The sequence below is a fragment of the Hydrogenophaga sp. genome (assembly GCF_011772445.1).
Lineage (GTDB): Bacteria > Pseudomonadota > Gammaproteobacteria > Burkholderiales > Burkholderiaceae_C > Hydrogenophaga.
Genome location: NZ_WVZN01000003.1, coordinates 168,813 through 182,968, shown reverse-complemented (window position 1 = coordinate 182,968; position 14,156 = coordinate 168,813). Strand labels below are relative to the sequence as shown.

The 14,156-nt window shown below is 71.1% G+C and carries 14 protein-coding genes; 2 read left to right on the top strand and 12 right to left on the bottom strand.

What is annotated here, in order from left to right; genetic code table 11:
• The first annotated feature begins 5 nt into the window (after positions 1–5).
• Positions 6–635 carry a response regulator gene (locus GTO19_RS01255; protein WP_291016921.1) on the top strand — a complete coding sequence of 210 codons (630 nt, stop codon included), beginning with the start codon at positions 6–8 and terminating at the stop codon, positions 633–635.
• Between the two features lie 17 nt (positions 636–652).
• Here GTO19_RS01255 and GTO19_RS01250 read toward each other — a convergent pair whose 3' ends face one another.
• Positions 653–808 carry a hypothetical protein gene (locus tag GTO19_RS01250; RefSeq protein WP_291016919.1) on the bottom strand — a complete coding sequence of 52 codons (156 nt, stop codon included), beginning with the start codon at positions 806–808 and terminating at the stop codon, positions 653–655.
• Between GTO19_RS01250 and GTO19_RS01245 the strand changes: the two genes are divergently transcribed.
• Positions 741–1,961, top strand: a complete 1,221-nt coding sequence (locus GTO19_RS01245) for an MltA domain-containing protein (protein ID WP_291016917.1) — start codon at positions 741–743, stop codon at positions 1,959–1,961. The genes GTO19_RS01250 and GTO19_RS01245 overlap by 68 nt on opposite strands.
• A gap of 399 nt (positions 1,962–2,360) precedes the next feature.
• On the opposite strand, the gene GTO19_RS01240 is transcribed toward GTO19_RS01245, so the two are convergent.
• The 11 genes from GTO19_RS01240 to GTO19_RS01190 are packed head-to-tail and all read right to left on the bottom strand — an operon-like array spanning position 2,361 to position 14,103.
• The gene (locus GTO19_RS01240; RefSeq protein ID WP_291016915.1) at positions 2,361–3,161 is read right to left on the bottom strand and encodes a CpsB/CapC family capsule biosynthesis tyrosine phosphatase; all 801 of its coding nucleotides are present in this window, start codon (positions 3,159–3,161) and stop codon (positions 2,361–2,363) included.
• Positions 3,158–3,904, bottom strand: a complete 747-nt coding sequence (locus GTO19_RS01235; protein WP_291016913.1) for a hypothetical protein — start codon at positions 3,902–3,904, stop codon at positions 3,158–3,160. The genes GTO19_RS01240 and GTO19_RS01235 overlap by 4 nt, the downstream gene beginning before the upstream one ends.
• Positions 3,901–6,309, bottom strand: coding sequence for a polysaccharide biosynthesis tyrosine autokinase (locus GTO19_RS01230; RefSeq protein WP_291016912.1), 2,409 nt, complete (start codon positions 6,307–6,309; stop codon positions 3,901–3,903). Before GTO19_RS01230 ends, GTO19_RS01235 begins: the two co-directional genes overlap by 4 nt.
• Before the next feature lie 13 nt (positions 6,310–6,322).
• Positions 6,323–7,087, bottom strand: coding sequence for a polysaccharide biosynthesis/export family protein (locus GTO19_RS01225; protein WP_291016910.1), 765 nt, complete (start codon positions 7,085–7,087; stop codon positions 6,323–6,325).
• The gene (locus GTO19_RS01220; protein ID WP_291016907.1) at positions 7,084–8,370 is read right to left on the bottom strand and encodes a glycosyltransferase WbuB; all 1,287 of its coding nucleotides are present in this window, start codon (positions 8,368–8,370) and stop codon (positions 7,084–7,086) included. The genes GTO19_RS01225 and GTO19_RS01220 overlap by 4 nt, the downstream gene beginning before the upstream one ends.
• A complete protein-coding gene (locus GTO19_RS01215) occupies positions 8,367–9,236 on the bottom strand; it encodes a hypothetical protein (protein ID WP_291016905.1) in 870 nt (289 codons plus the stop codon). The genes GTO19_RS01220 and GTO19_RS01215 overlap by 4 nt, the downstream gene beginning before the upstream one ends.
• Positions 9,237–9,249: 13 nt before the next feature.
• Entirely contained in the window at positions 9,250–10,221 is a 972-nt protein-coding gene (locus GTO19_RS01210) for a glycosyltransferase family 2 protein (protein WP_291016903.1), read from the bottom strand.
• Between the two features lie 12 nt (positions 10,222–10,233).
• Positions 10,234–11,190 carry a nitroreductase family protein gene (locus GTO19_RS01205; RefSeq protein ID WP_291016900.1) on the bottom strand — a complete coding sequence of 319 codons (957 nt, stop codon included), beginning with the start codon at positions 11,188–11,190 and terminating at the stop codon, positions 10,234–10,236.
• Positions 11,187–11,780, bottom strand: coding sequence for a putative colanic acid biosynthesis acetyltransferase (locus GTO19_RS01200; RefSeq protein WP_291016898.1), 594 nt, complete (start codon positions 11,778–11,780; stop codon positions 11,187–11,189). The genes GTO19_RS01205 and GTO19_RS01200 overlap by 4 nt, the downstream gene beginning before the upstream one ends.
• Positions 11,777–12,991: a polysaccharide pyruvyl transferase family protein gene (locus GTO19_RS01195; protein WP_291016896.1), complete on the bottom strand. Its 1,215-nt coding sequence runs from the start codon at positions 12,989–12,991 to the stop codon at positions 11,777–11,779. Before GTO19_RS01195 ends, GTO19_RS01200 begins: the two co-directional genes overlap by 4 nt.
• Positions 12,988–14,103 (bottom strand): acyltransferase, encoded by a 1,116-nt coding sequence (locus GTO19_RS01190; RefSeq protein WP_291016895.1) that lies wholly within the window; start codon positions 14,101–14,103, stop codon positions 12,988–12,990. The genes GTO19_RS01195 and GTO19_RS01190 overlap by 4 nt, the downstream gene beginning before the upstream one ends.
• Between the last annotated feature and the right edge of the window lie 53 nt (positions 14,104–14,156).

Below are 14,156 nucleotides of genomic sequence, written 5' to 3'. Positions count from 1 at the left end.
CGCGCATGACCGAATTCCCCGACGCGAAGATCTACCTCGTGGACGACGACGTCGGCGTGCGCGAGGCCCTGGCCTGGCTGCTGCGCACGCGCCGGCTGATCAGCGACGGCTTCGACAGCGCCGAGGACTTCCTGGCCGGCGCCGCCATCGCGCGGCAGGAGCCCGACGTGCCCTGCTGCGTGCTGCTGGACGTGCGCATGCCCGGCATGAGCGGCCTGGCCCTGTTCGAGAAGCTGCGCCTGCTGCCCTGGCAGGCGGCCATGCCCATCATCTTTCTGTCGGGCCACGCCGACGTGCCCACCGCCGTGGCGGCGGTCAAGCGCGGCGCCTTCGACTTCTGCGAAAAGCCGTTCTCGGACAACGCGCTGGTCGACCGCGTCGAGCAGGCGCTGCGCCAGTCGGCCGCGCAACTGGCCGAGCGCGCCGTGCGGCGCGAGCTGCAGCAGCGCCTGAGCAGCCTGACCGAGCGCGAACGCGACGTGATGAACCTCGTGGTGGCTGGTCTGCCCAACAAGCTGGTGGCCGATCAGCTGCAGATCAGTGTGCGCACGGTGGAAGTCCACCGCTCGCGCGTGTTCGACAAGATGGGCGTGAAATCCGCGGTCGAACTGGCCAACCGGTTGCGCGATGCCTGAGCCGGGGCCGGGAACGATCAGCGCGCCGGCGGGTCCTGTTCCGGGGCCTTGCGCTTGTCGCGCTCGGCCTCCTCGGGCAGTTCGCCCTTGCGGCGGCCGGAGAACATGGTCCACCACACGATGAACACCAACAGGAGCAGCGCGCCCAGCGCTTCGAGCAGCAAGAGAGTCATGGCGGACGGAATCGACGGAATGAAGAGACTGGCGCGTGGGGCCGTGGCGGCGGGCATTGTAGGCAGCCTGGTGGCCTGCGCGGTGGGCCCCCGGGTGGTGCTGGAGCCGGCACCGGAAGTTCCCGCGCCCGGCGCAGCGGAGCCGGCGGCCAGGCAGCACAGCAAGAGCCGCTGGGTACCCGTGGCCTGGAACGCCCTGCCCGGCTGGGGCCAGGACGCCCTGCACGACGCCTGGAACGCGCTGATCCAGGGCTGCGAGCGGCCGGCGGCCGGCTTCGAGGCCGTGTGCGCCGAAGCGCGCCCGCTGGCCTTCGCCGACGCGCCGCGCCAGCAGGCCTGGATGCAGGAGCGCCTGCAGCCCTACCGCGTGCTCGAGGCCGACGGGCGCGAGCCCGAGGGCCTGCTCACCGGCTACTACGAGCCCATCATGGACGCCACGCGCGAGCCCACGGCGACGAACCGCGTGCCGCTGCACGCGGTGCCGGTCGGGCTGGTGCCGGGCCAGCGCTGGTACACGCGCCAGCAGGTCGACACCCTGCCCGAGGCGCAGGCCGCGCTGCGCGGGCGCGCCATCGCCTGGCTGGCCGACCCGATCGACGCGCTGATCCTGCAGATCCAGGGCTCGGGGCGCGTGAACATCACCGAGCCCGATGGCCGGGTGCGCCAGGTGCGCCTGGCCTTTGCCGCACACAACGGCCACACCTACCAGAGCGTGGGCCGCTGGTTGCTCGACCAGGGCGCGATCCGCGAGGCCTCGTGGGAGTCCATCAAGGCCTGGGCGCGGCAGAACCCGGAGCGGGTGAACGAGATGCTGTGGAGCAACCCGCGCACGGTGTTCTTCAGGGAGGAGCCGCTGACGCCGCTGACGGCGGCCTTCGGCCCGCGCGGCGCGCAGGGCGTGCCGCTGACGCCCGGGCGCTCCATCGCGGTCGATCCGCAGAGCATTCCCTACGGCACACCAGTGTGGCTGGCCACGCAGGGGCCCGCGCTGGCGACCAATCGCCTGGTGCTGGCGCAGGACACGGGCGGCGCCATCCTGGGCGCGGTGCGCGCCGATCTCTTCACCGGCTGGGGCGGCTGGAACGACGAAGCCTACCGGCAGGCGGCCACGCTCAAGCAACCGCTGCGCTTGTGGGTGTTGTGGCCGCGGTGAGGGAGTTGGCGCTTCAAGGGCTTCAATTGCAGCGGGTGGGCGGGCCCTCGGCCAGCGGAGCGCACTGGCACGCCAGAGAGGGAGTCCGTCTTCCTTGTTGGCGAACCCAGGTGTCACTTGTCAGGGGCGAGCACAGGGCCGTGGCGGCGCCTGTGCGGTGCCGAGAAGCGCAGCGCGGGTGGCCGCGCGCGCAGCGCGCTTCGTCATCTGATTTGCGGCATCTGTTTGAGCGGAGCGCGCAAAGCGCGCGCAGCGAGTTATGCCGCAGGCCACTCGCGCGAGCATCGCAGGGGAGTCCTCGCGCAGCGAGGACCACCGCAGTGAAGCCGCCACGGCCCTGTGCTCGCCCCTGACACCGCCAACCACGGCGGCGAGCACGGCATTGCACGGCACGTACTGTCAGCGCGACGACGCCAGGCGCCCCGACCACCACCGACCGATCAACGAAGCCCGCGTCGTCACCACCTCCGGCCGTTCGACGTCCCGTGGCGGCAGGTTGTTCAGCACCGCGTTCGGCCGCTCGTTCACCAAACGGCTGGCCTCGCGCTCGCCCACTAGGCGCCGCGCCACCGCCAGTCCCTCCGTCAACCGCGGCAGGCGCCGCCCCGTCGTGTGCGCGTCGGTGGCCAGCAGGTGCGTGTGGCCTTCGCCGATGAAGCGCTCGCCCCAGTAGCGGGCGCGCCGGCCGAAGACGCCCGTCAGCGCCCCCGCCGTCACCTGCATCCATGCGCCCTGCGCGATCAGGCGCTTGAACACCGGGTAGTGGCCCTCCACCCAGGCCAGCCGCTCCGGGTGCGTGACGATGGGCGTGTAGCCCGCCGCGATCAGCTCGGCCACCTGCGCTTCCAGCCGCGGCGGCGGCGCGGTGTGCGAGGGCTCCAGCAGGAAGTAGCGCGAGCCGTTCAGCGTCGGCACCCGCCCGCTGCGGATGCCTTCGATCAGGCCCGGCACCAGGTGCACGTCCGCCCCCACCACCAGCTTCAGCGCAATGGCGTGGCGGTCGAGTTCGGCCTGCAGCGCGTCGCGTGCGCGCGCAATGCCCGGGCCGTCGTTCATGTACATGCCCGGGTAGATGTGCGGCGTGCAGGCCAGGGTGTGGATGCCGTCGGCCACGGCGATGCGCGCCATCGCCAGCGAATGGTCCAGCGTCTTCGCCCCGTCGTCGATCCCCGGCAGGATGTGGCAGTGCAGGTCGATCATGGCGGTCGGGCCTCGCGCCCGGCGCTGTCCGGCGCCGACGCCTGGGGTTGCGCCGCGTGCGCCCCCTCGTCGTCCCGTGGAACCATCAGCAGGTACGCGCCCGCCAGCACCGCGGCGCCCATGCCCAGCCACACCAGCCGCGCGCGGGCGGACCATCCGCCCCGGGGCGGCGGCGCGTGCGGCAGCGAAGGCCGGGGCACCAGGGGCGCGGCCAGCAAGGGCCGCGTCCGCGCGGGCGCGCCGGCCCGGGCGGCCCAGCGCAGGTGCGCCGGTGCCCGCAACTCGGCGACGCACGCGGCCCGCTTGTCCGGCGACGCCAGCAGGTCCTTGGCCAGGTTGACCCGCATGGCCGCGTCGGCGGGCCAGCTCTCGCCAGCCGCCACGAAGTCCGGGTGCGTCAGGCGGATCATCAGGCGGTAGTGCTCGCGCAACTGCAGCGGCTCGAAATCCGTCGGCAGGCCCAGCAGGGTGAAGGGGTCGGCGCCCGGGCGCAGCATCACCGTTCGCACGAAGAAGCGTGCCGCGCGCCGCAGCCCGGGCGCGTGCGTGGCGGCGGCGGGCAGGTCCTCCACCGGACGGTCGCTGGCCAGCAGCATCACGCGGTGGATGTGCTCGAACAGCGGGCGCGGCTCGCGCAGCGCCACGGGGTAGCGCCCGGGGGACCGCTCGAACTCCAGCAGCGTCAGCAGCAGGCGCCGCCATTCGGGCGGGCTCAGGCCCTTGTCGCGTTCGGTCACGCTCACGTCGCCGAATAGGGGTCCAGCGTGGGCTCGATGCGCCCGCCGGCGGGCAGCGGCACGGGGTGCTCGGGCGGGTCGTGCCGGGCAGGCGGCGGCGCCGGCCGCTCGCCGTGCGCGTAGCCATGGCCATAGTAGGCGGCGTAGGCGTAGTCGCTGGTGTGCTCGTTGAGCGCGTGCGTGAACACCACGCCCATGGGCGCCAGGCCCGCGTTGCGCAGGCGGCGCAGGGCGTCCTTGATGCTGTCCCTGCGCGTGCCGCCGGCCTTGATGGCCAGCACGATGTTCTGCACCTGGTTGCCCAGCACGATCGCATCGGCGATGCCCAGCAGCGGCGGGCCGTCGATCACGATCTGCTCGTAGCCCAGGGCCTGCGCCTTGTCCAGCAGCAGGCCCAGGCTCGGGCCCGCCAGCAGTTCCACCGGGTTGGGCGGCACCGGACCGGCGGTGATCAGGGCCAGCTTGTCCACCGTGGTGTGGTGCACCGCGGCGTCGAGGTCGCGGTCGCCGCTCAGCAGGTTGGACAGGCCGCGGTCGTTGGCCACGCCAAGCATCTTGTGCAGGCCGCCCTTGCGCATGTCGGCGTCGATCAGCAGCACATGCTGGCCCAGCTGCGCGAAGTTGATCGCCAGCGCCAGCGCCGTGGTGCTCTTGCCCTCGCTCTTGCCGCAGCTCGTCACCATGAAGCGCGAGGGCGCGCCCTCGGCCGTGCTGAACTGCAGCGCCGTGCGCATGGAGCGGTAGGACTCGGCGAAGGTGCTGCGCGGCTCGTGGTGGGCCAGCAGGGCCACGGCTTCCTTGCGGCCCCGCTCGGGGCGGGTGAAGGGAATCAGGCCCAGCAGCGGCAACTGGTACCGGGCCTCGATGTCGTTGGCGTTCTTCACCGAATCGTCCATCTGCTCGCGCAGCAGGGCGGCCAGCATGCCCAGGAACAGGCCCAGCACCACACCCAGGCCCAGGTTGAGCTTGATGTTGGGGTTGGCCGGGAACAGCGGCGCCGAGGCCTCGTCGACGATGCTCACGTTGTTGGCGGTGATGCCCGCCATCACGTTCACCTCCTTCAGGCGCTGCAGCAGGCTGTCGTACACCTGCCGGTTGGTGTCGAGCTCGCGGCTCAGCAGGTTCATGTCCACGCTGCGGTCCTGCACGCTGAGCACCTCGCTGCGGCTGCCGGCCACCTTGCTGCGCAACTGGTCCTCCGTTCGTTTGGCGGCGACGTACTCGCCCTGGATGCTGGCGAGGATGTTGTTGACCTCCGTCTTGATGCGTGCGTCCAACTCGGCGATCTGGGCGCGCGCCGCCACCATGGCGGGGTACTCCGGTTTGAAGGTGGAGCGGTTCTTCGCGTACTCGGCTTCCAGCCGGGCGCGCTGCTCCTTGTAGGCGCGAATGGCCTCGTTGGTCACCGCCTGCGGCGCGCTTTCGGGGTTGAGCTTCACCTGGTTGTAGAGCGTCTCGGCCCGGATGCGGTCCTGCTCGGCCTTGGCCAGCGCGGTGGAGAAGTCCACGAAGGTCTGGATGGCGGCGCTGCCCTTGTCGCCCAGGTTCAGGATCTCGTTCTTCTTCGCGTAGGCGTTGATGACCCGCTCGCTTTCTTCCAGCTTGGCCTTGGTCTGGCGGATCTGCTCCTCCAGGTACTCGCGCGCGTAGATCGACGAGTGCAGCTTGCGCTCGATGTTGGTGGCGATGAAGGCCCGCGACATCGCGTTGGCGATGGTGGCGGCCAGTTGCGGGTCGGGGTTGAGCACCTGGATCTGCACCAGGCGCGAGTTGCGGATGGGCTCCACGCTGAGCGACTCCTGAAACCGCGCCACCGTGGCGGCGCGGCTGAGCGTGCCCTCGTCGGCAGGCGCCGGGGAGGCCACCAGCGCGCGCAGCCGCTGCCAGGCGGTGCCGAGGAAGGCCAGCGTCCGGTCGGCCAGCCCGTCGCCGCCGGCCTCGGCTGGCGCGGGCGGCGCGGCGGGCGTGGCCGGCTTGTCGGGCTTGTACAGGCCCAGCTCGTCGATCACCCGCTCGGCCAGGCTGCGGCTCTTCATCAGCTCGATCTGCGTGCGCAGCTGCAGCTGGTCGGCCAGGGGACCCTCGTCCACCTCGACCTCGGCGTTGAAGCCCACCACCTTCTGCGCCGCGCGGTCGATCTGCAGCAGCGCCGAGCTCTTGTACTGCGGCGTCATCTGCAGCGTGTACACGCCGGCCGCCAGGGTGCACAGGGCGGTGACGCCCAGGATGGTCCGCTTGCGCCGCAGCAGGGCGCGCCAGAGGGTCTTGAGGTCGATGCGGTCGTCGGCCCGCGTTCCCGCCTCGACCTGTGTCGCCATCAGCTCGGACAGGGCGGCCTCGCGGCGCAAGGCCAGTGCGCTGAGCCCGTTCCCGGGGCCGGCGGGCAGCGGGTGTTGGTCATGGGAAGCCATGGCGTGCCCCTTGTCAGTTGAACGGGTTGAGCGTGCTCAGGATGTCGCTGAAGAGCGAGTCCCGCAGCGCCGTGCGCCGTGCGTTGCGCTGGACCACGATGACGTCGTCGGCGCGGATGTCGGGGTCCTTCTGCTGGCCGGCGCGCACCTGGTCGAGGTCGTAGGTGAACTGCTCGCGCGTGCCCCCTTCGCCGTGGCGGTAGACCACGATCTGCTTGACGTCCGCGTAGGGCGCGAAGCCGCCCGACAGGGCCAGGGCGCGCAGCAGCGTGAGCTGGCCCGTCACCGGGTAGATGCCCGGGCGTGTCACCGCGCCTTCGATGGCGATGCGCTGCGTGGTGAACTCCTTGATGAAGATCGAGACCTGCGGGTCCATCAGGTACTTCTCCTCGTAGCGGGCGGCGATGAGGTCTTCGGCGGCCTGCGCCGTGAGCCCCGCCACCTGCACCGCGCCGATGAGCGGCAGCGAGACCTGCCCCGAGGCGTCCACGCGCACGTCGCGCTTCATGTCGGGCACGCCGAACACGTCGAAGCTCAGCAGGTCGTTGGGCGAGAGGCGATAGTCCGCGTTGGCCGCGGGCGGCGCGCCGGGCACCGTGACCACGCCCTCGGTGCCCGGCGCGGCACCGATCGGCGCCGTGGCGCCGGGTGCGGCGGCGGTGGGTGTGGCCACGGCGTTCGCCGGGGCGGCGGTCTGGGCGCGCAGCGGCAGCGCGGCCGCCAGGACCAGCAGGCCCAGGGCGCAAGGCAGGGCCTTCAGGGTGAAGGTCGTGTTCATGAGGCTTCTCCTTTCTGACCCGCGGACGGGCCGAAACCGGTGTTCATCGATCGCGCCTGCGCCAGGGCCAGCATCTGCGCTTCGAACCGGCGCAGGATCGCGTCCCGGCTCAGTTCGGCCTCGGCGTAACGGCGGCCGTTCGCGCCGAGTTCGGCGCGTCGGGTGGGGTCGGCCGCGAGCGCGCGCAGCGCCTCGGCCAGGGCGGCGGGGTTCTCCGGCGGCACCACCAGCCCGCAGGCGGCGTCCTGCTCCACCACGCGGCACAGTTCGGTGCCGGGCATGGCGGTGGCCAGCACGGCGCGGCCGCTGGCCAGCATGCCGGTGAGCTTGGAGGGCATCACCAGGTCCGCCGCGTCGGCCCGCTGGGGCAGCAGGTGCACGTCGGCCAGTCCGAGCCAGTGGTTCAGGCGCTCCAGCGGCTGCAGGTCCAGGAAGCGCACCGTGTCCAGGCCCGCGCAGCGCGCCTGCAGATCGGCCCGGCCCGAGCCCTGGCCGCCGAAGACGAAGCGGATGCGCGGCTCGTCGCGCAGCAGGCGGGCCGTGTCGGCGAGCACCTCCAGCCCCTGCTTGTTGCCCATGTTGCCGGAGTACAGCGCCACCACGGCGTCGGGCGGCAGGCCCAGTTCGGCCCGGTAGTCGCTGGGCGCGGCCAGCGGCGTGACGCCGCCGATGTCCACCCAGTTGGGACAGTGCAGCACCCGCCCGGGCGCCACGCCCTTGTCCAGGGCGCGCTCCACCATGCGGCCGGAGATGGTGGACACGCGGTCGAAGCGCCGCATCAGCCAGCCCTCGGCCCGCTGCACCCAGCGGCGCAGCGTGCGGCCCTTGATCAGGCCCAGGTCGAAGGCCGCGTCCACCTCGTAGTCCTGGATGTGCAGCCAACGGCCGGCGCCGCGCAGCGCGGCGAAGGCCGCGGCGGCGGGCGCGCACATCAGGGGCGGCTCCACCACCCACACCACGTCGGGCTTCCAGCGCCACTGGGCGGCCAGCGCCGGCAGGCTGGCCAGCGCGAAGCTGGCCAGGTGCAGCAGGCGCTTGGCGCCGCCCGGCCGGTGCGGCACCCACAGCGGCGTGCGGATCACCTGCACGCCATGCCAGTGCTCGCGGCGGTAGTGGCGCGCGCTGTAACCCTCGCCCACCTTCCAGTCCGGGTAGTAGGGCGGCGCGGTGATCACGCGCACCTCGTGCCCCGCCTCGGCCAGCCAGCGCGCCATCTCGCCCGTGTACTTGCCGATGCCGGTGAGCTCGGGCGCGAAATTGATGCCGTAGATGAGCAGCTTCATCGCGCGCTCCCTGCCCTGGCCTCGCCGACGAAGGCGCGCACGCCCATCAGCTTCATCTGGTACTGGCTGATGTTCTTGTGGCTCTGCGCCGAGACGATGAGGTAGAAGTTCTGTCGACGCGCGATCTCGGGCACGTAGGGGTGGGAGGCCTGCAGCACCTGCTGGCCGTTGAGCCACCAGCGCACGGTCAGGTCGTCGGGCGAGTACGACACGCCGAACACATTGGGCTGCGTCCGGTCCAGCGGCACCTTCGAGGTCGGGTTCGGGTTCTGGATCTTCTGGTAGTTCGGGTGGATGCCGGTCCACGAGATGGCGGTGTGGTGCCCGCCGGGCCCGAAGCCGCCCTCGTCGATGTCCAGTTCGAACCAGCGCTCGAAGCTCTTGGGATCGCCCTCGTACACGTCTTCCATGCGCAGGTTGTGCTCGATCGGCAGCAGCCAGACGGCGGGGAAGTTGTCGCGGTCGTTGGACGAAAGCGCCACCTGCGCCTCGATGTAGAAGGGCCGGTTGCCGCTCAGGAGCGGAAACTGGCCGGGACGCGAGTTCGTTTTCACGGTGGCGAGTGCGCCGCCGCGCTGCATCACGATGCCGTCCTCGGCCTGCGCGTAGAGGCCACGGTCCTTGAGCTTGGTGAAGTACAGCCCCGCGTAGTACTTGCGCCCGTCGGCCCGGCCGGTGAAGTCCACCTCGTCGAGCCGGGGGCAGTCGCGAAACAGCGGCTGCACGGCGCCCACCTGCGTGGCGCCCTCGGGCGTCGAGGCGTCCTGGCAGATCAGGGCGTCGTTGGCGTGCGCCGCGTTCGCCAGGCCCAGCCAGGCGGCCGCCAGTAGCCAGGGGGCGAGGGGGGAGAAGGTGTCGGTGCGCATGCGGGTCCTTGGTTCAATGCCGGGGCGCCAGCCGCTGGTCGTCGACATCCGGGGTGGTGGGTGCTTCGCTCTGCGGCACCAGCTTGTGCCCCGTCAGCCGGCTCAGCTCGGCGCAGATGGCCGCCTTGTCGCTCAGGTGCGCCACCGCCTGCTCCAGCTCCATCACCTGCGCGCCCACCAGGAAGCGGTACCAGTAGCCCTGCAGGAAGTGGTAGACGAGGCCGCTGCGTCCGTCCAGGAAGCCGAGCTGGAAGACGTAGCGCCAGACGAAGTACAGGGCCGCGCTGACGGTGAAGGGGATGCGGTTGTAGATGCGCTCCTTCACCCAGCGCTTGGACGAGGCCTGGAACGAGGCGCTGTGCGCATTGAGCGCTTCGTCGCGGGCGAACAGGCCCAGGCGCTGGTTGAGCACCTCGATGGCCTCGCGCGTGGCGTACCGGTTGTGTTTGTCGATGAAGTAGGCCAGGTCGTTGAGGTTGTGGTCGGCGAAGCCGCCATCGAAGGTGACCGTGCGGCCGCCCCAGACCACCATGTGCTCGTCCATCCAGCGGTTCTCCATGCGGCCGTGCCCGTGGCGCCACAGGCGCAGCATCACCAGCGGGTAGCGCCCGCCGTGGCGCACCCAGCGGTCCATGAAGATGTGTTTGCGCTTGAGGTTCACGCCCACCACGTCGGCCGGCAGGCCGGGCAGCTTCGTGGCGATCTCCTGCGCCAGGTCCGGCTCGATGATTTCGTCGGCGTCCAGGCGCAGCACCCACTCGCCGCGGATGTCCAGCGTGTCCAGGGCCCACTGGAATTGCCGGGCCTGGTTCACGAAGGCGTGCGTACAGACCTCGGCGCCCAGGCGCTGCGCGATGTCGGTGGTGCCGTCCGTGGAGCCGGAGTCCACCACGCAGACCTGGTCCACGAACGGCTGGATGGAGCGGATGGCGCGCGCGATGTGGAGGGCTTCGTTGTAGGTCAGGATGATGGCGGTGATGCTCATGGCGAATCCTCCTCAGGCATGAAGGGTGGCGATCTCGGCCGGCGGGCGCCGGGGCGAGAAGGCCACCTTGGTGTCCGGCGCGCTGGGCTCGCCGAAGGCGATCATCAGAATCAGCCGCTCGCCGTCGGGAATGCCGCCCACGCGGCGGATCGCGGACTCGGTCCTGTGGTCGATGGCCAGGTTCAGCGGACAGGCGCCCCAAGCCATCGAGCGGCAGGCCAGCAGCAGGCACATGGCAAACAGCGCGCCATCCACGTAGGCCTGGTTGCGCTGGCCGGGCCCGCCCCAGGCGCAGATCTCGGAACTCACCACGAACAGGTTGCCCACACTCTCGGCGAAGCCGCGCGAGCCGCCCTGCAGCGCGAGCAGCTTGCGGATCAGTGCCGGGTCCTGGTAGGTGTGCACCCGCGTGGCCTGGCGGTTGCATTGCGAGGGCGCCTGCTGCGCCAGCGCGATCACCTCGAGGATGCGATCGGGGTCGATCGGCGCCTGTCGAAGCGTGCGCACGCTCGAGCGGCTGGCGATCAGCTGCTGCAGGTCGCCGGCGGCCTGGCCATTGAAGGAGTAGTCGCGCGTGCCGCCCTTCCAGGGCTTGGGCAGGCGCGCCTCCCATTGCTTCAGGTAGGCGCTGATCTCGTCGAGCAGCGGGTCGCACGCGCCGGCCTGGGCGTGGAAGTTCAGGTAGGCCTCCAGCGCGCCCAGCGACATGTGGGCCGGCACCGGCGAGTGGCCGATGTCGTAGCGCGAGAGCGCGTTCATCACGAAGCGCACCTTGTCCTTGCCGAACAGCAGCCGTGGCTGCTGCAGGGACAGGCCCTTCTCGATCGTGTGGGCCTCGATGATGATCTTGTAGAACGCGCGCTTGGACTTGTCCGCGAATGGCGAGTACGAGTTGAAGCGCAGGAACAGCGCGGCGTCGCGCAGGGCCTCGCTGAAGATGCCCGCGACCTTGGCGAGTTTGCCGATCATGGGCCTTCTCCTGGCGGCTCGTGTCCGCGGTCGGACAGCACGCGGTCCTTGATCTTTCGGCACGGGTGTCCCACGCAGACGGACCAGGCCGGCATGTCCTGCGTGACCACGGAGCGCGCGCCGATCACCGCGCCTTCGCCGATGACCACGTGCGGGTGCACGAAGCTCTCGGCCGCGACCCAGGCGTGGTCCCCGATCACGATGGGTCCGGTGGTCAGCGGCCGCGACAGGGAGCGGATGTCGTGCGAGCCCGCGCACAGGAAGCTGCGCTGGCTGACGGCGACCTTGGAGCCGAGGGTGATGCGGCCCATGCTGTAGCAGTCCACGCCGTCGCCGAGCGCCGACAGCTCGCCCATGACGAGATTCCAGGGCGCCCAGACGCGGCACGAGGGCGCGATGCGGCAGCCCGCGCCGATGCGGGCCCCGAAGGCGCGCAGCAGGAAGCGCCGCCAGCCGTGCAGCGCCCAGCGGGGCGTGGGCCGGAAGGCCAGCAGCCAGACCAGCTCCCACGCCAGGCGCCGCAGCTTCTGCGATGGCGTGAAGCCGCTGCGGTAACGCAGCGAACTGAAATCGCTCAGGGAATCGCTCATGCGACGAGCCTCCGTGCTTCGCACTGCGGGGCAGAGCGCTTCGCCAGCGGCCCCGCAGCGCTCCTCGGAACCACGGCCCTCAGTTGCGTGCTCAGGAAATCGCTGCCGGCCTGGCGCAAGTGGCTCAGGCGCTGGTCCACGCTGTCCCAGTCGATCGCACCTTGCATCAAGGCGTGGGTGTTGGCCTCCGAGAAGGCGGGCGCGAAGCGGCTTTCCAGGCGCACGGTGCGCAGCAGGTTGATGGCGCGGGCGTTGGCGGCGGCCTTGTCGCCGGTGAGCCCGGCGACGATGAAGGGCTTGCGGAACAGCAGCGCGAACACGGTGCCGTGGAAGGAGTTGGTCACCACGAAGCGCGCGTTCTTGACGAGGGTGACCCACTCGCCGGGATCGGGGTACACGGTGGTGCCGATCTCCGCCCAGCGCCGGTGCGGGTTGTGCGGCGACAGGATGCGGCAACCCAGTTGCCGCGACACCCGCTCGGCGGTCTGGCGGATGTTGTCGGGCGAGCGCAGGCCGTAGCAGAACACGTACGGCTCGTCCGGCACGATGGATGAGCGCCCGGTGAGTTCGGCGTAGTCGTCGTGCAGCAGGGTCGGGTCGGGCACGTTGGCCGGCCGCTGCCCGGTGGCCTGCTCCACCAGCGTCACGCCGGAGGCCTCGCGCACCGAGATCGCGTCGAAGTGGTGCAGCAGGCGCGGCAACTGCTCGGCCTCGGAGGAAGACACGCGGTCGCGGCCGAAGCTGGCGGCGTACGAGATCTTGCGGGCGGGGAAGGACTCGGCGAAGGCCAGGAAGTAGTTCGGGTCGAAACCGAAGTGCTGCGACGGGCTCCAGATCTGGTCGCTGCCCGCCACGATCAGGTCGAAGTCCCGCGCGGCGGCGAGGGACGCGGCGTTGTCCACCGGCGCGGCGCCGCTGGCGACGTCCAGGAAGCGCTCGCGAAAGCGCACGAACTTCTCGCGCTGCTGGCGGTTGCCGAAGTGCCGGTTGACGAACGACGACAGGGCCAGGTACGTGACCTTCAGGTTGGCCTTGAGCCGCTCGGGCGAGGTGGGCAGCGTGAGCCGGCCGCCGTGTTCGATGTGCGCGGGCCGGTAGTCGATGAAGTGCGCGCGGTGGCCGTGCTCGGTGAGCCAGCGGCGCAGGGCATAGGCCTGCAGCGCGGCGCCGTAGTTGTCGCTGAAGTGGAAGGTGAGGATGCCGACGTTCATGGGGTCAAGCCGGGGGGGCGCGCCAGCGGCGCGGGTGCCAGGGGGCGGGTCATGCGGGCCATCTGCTGCCGGCTCGGGGAACGCCCGCCCATGAGGACCGACAAGGCCCGGGGGGCGAGCCGGCGCAGGGCCCAGACAGCGGGGACGCACACCAGCAGCGCCAGCAGGGGCGAGAGGGCGAAGTGGGCGAGAAAGACCGGCGCGGCGCCGGCGTGGCCCGTGCGCTCGATGGCCATCCACCAGAGGCCGGTGGCCATGCCGTGGGTGCAGAAGATGAAGAAGGCGATGGGCTCGAACCGCAGGAGGACCTCGCCGGTGCGGGTGTGCAGCAGCCTCGACGCCAGGGCCCAGAAGACCACGCAGCCCGCCGCGCGCAGCGCGATGTCCAGCGCGGCGTACGGAACGCTGAGCGGATCGGACGCGCCCCAGGCCGCTGGGAGAAGAAAGGGCGCGGCGGCCAGCAGGGCCATGGCCAGGCCGGCGGCCAGCACGGGTTCGCGCGGCATGGCTTGCGTCGGGATCGGTGCCTGATGCACCCACCAGAGGCAGCCCGCGAAGTAGAAGAGGGGAATGGCGCCATTGAGGAACAGCACGCCGTCCAGGCCCAGCAAGGCGTTGAGCAGCAGGGCCGCCGCGGCGGTGCGCGGCCACCGGCGCGCCAGGTACACGAAAGCGGGCGATATCAGGGCGCAGACGAAGGCGTCGCGCAGGAAGTAGAGCGGCGCCATGGCCGGCTGGGCGGTGAGGGCCAGCACCGCGTTCGGCCATTCCTGGGCTTCGGGCACCGCCGTGAAGCCCGACTCCAGGTATTCCTTGGCGAGGTAGATCAGGTTCCACAGCACCAGGGGCACGATCAGCGAGACGAACCGGTGGCTGAGGGCTTGCGCGTAGGGGCGCTGGCTCAGCGCGCGGGCCAGGAGATAGCCCGAGATCAGACTCAGCAGGGGCACGCTGGTGTGGCCCAGCAGCTGCCGCAGGTAGTGGATCAGGCCCATGGGCGAGAACAGGGACTCGGGCAGCCCCGGCTGGTACGGCTGGGCGTGCGCGTACACCAGCAGCAGGATGCAGAGAATGCGCGCCAGGCGCATGGCGTCCGAGACCCCGGGGCTCACTGGGGACCCTTCGCCCTCGCGGGCTGCGGTGCGAGCCGCTTCGGGCGGCCGGG

Excerpts from the sequence above, each read along its gene's own strand:
- GTO19_RS01245 (WP_291016917.1), top strand. The coding sequence starts at position 741 with ATGGTCCACCACACGATGAACACCAACAGGAGCAGCGCGCCCAGCGCT.
- GTO19_RS01255 (WP_291016921.1), top strand. The coding sequence starts at position 6 with ATGACCGAATTCCCCGACGCGAAGATCTACCTCGTGGACGACGACGTC.
- GTO19_RS01195 (WP_291016896.1), bottom strand. The coding sequence starts at position 12,991 with ATGAACGTCGGCATCCTCACCTTCCACTTCAGCGACAACTACGGCGCC.
- GTO19_RS01200 (WP_291016898.1), bottom strand. The coding sequence starts at position 11,780 with ATGAGCGATTCCCTGAGCGATTTCAGTTCGCTGCGTTACCGCAGCGGC.
- GTO19_RS01240 (WP_291016915.1), bottom strand. The coding sequence starts at position 3,161 with ATGATCGACCTGCACTGCCACATCCTGCCGGGGATCGACGACGGGGCG.
- GTO19_RS01230 (WP_291016912.1), bottom strand. The coding sequence starts at position 6,309 with ATGGCTTCCCATGACCAACACCCGCTGCCCGCCGGCCCCGGGAACGGG.
- GTO19_RS01250 (WP_291016919.1), bottom strand. The coding sequence starts at position 808 with ATGACTCTCTTGCTGCTCGAAGCGCTGGGCGCGCTGCTCCTGTTGGTG.
- GTO19_RS01225 (WP_291016910.1), bottom strand. The coding sequence starts at position 7,087 with ATGAACACGACCTTCACCCTGAAGGCCCTGCCTTGCGCCCTGGGCCTG.
- GTO19_RS01210 (WP_291016903.1), bottom strand. The coding sequence starts at position 10,221 with ATGAGCATCACCGCCATCATCCTGACCTACAACGAAGCCCTCCACATC.
- GTO19_RS01205 (WP_291016900.1), bottom strand. The coding sequence starts at position 11,190 with ATGATCGGCAAACTCGCCAAGGTCGCGGGCATCTTCAGCGAGGCCCTG.
- GTO19_RS01220 (WP_291016907.1), bottom strand. The coding sequence starts at position 8,370 with ATGAAGCTGCTCATCTACGGCATCAATTTCGCGCCCGAGCTCACCGGC.
- GTO19_RS01215 (WP_291016905.1), bottom strand. The coding sequence starts at position 9,236 with ATGCGCACCGACACCTTCTCCCCCCTCGCCCCCTGGCTACTGGCGGCC.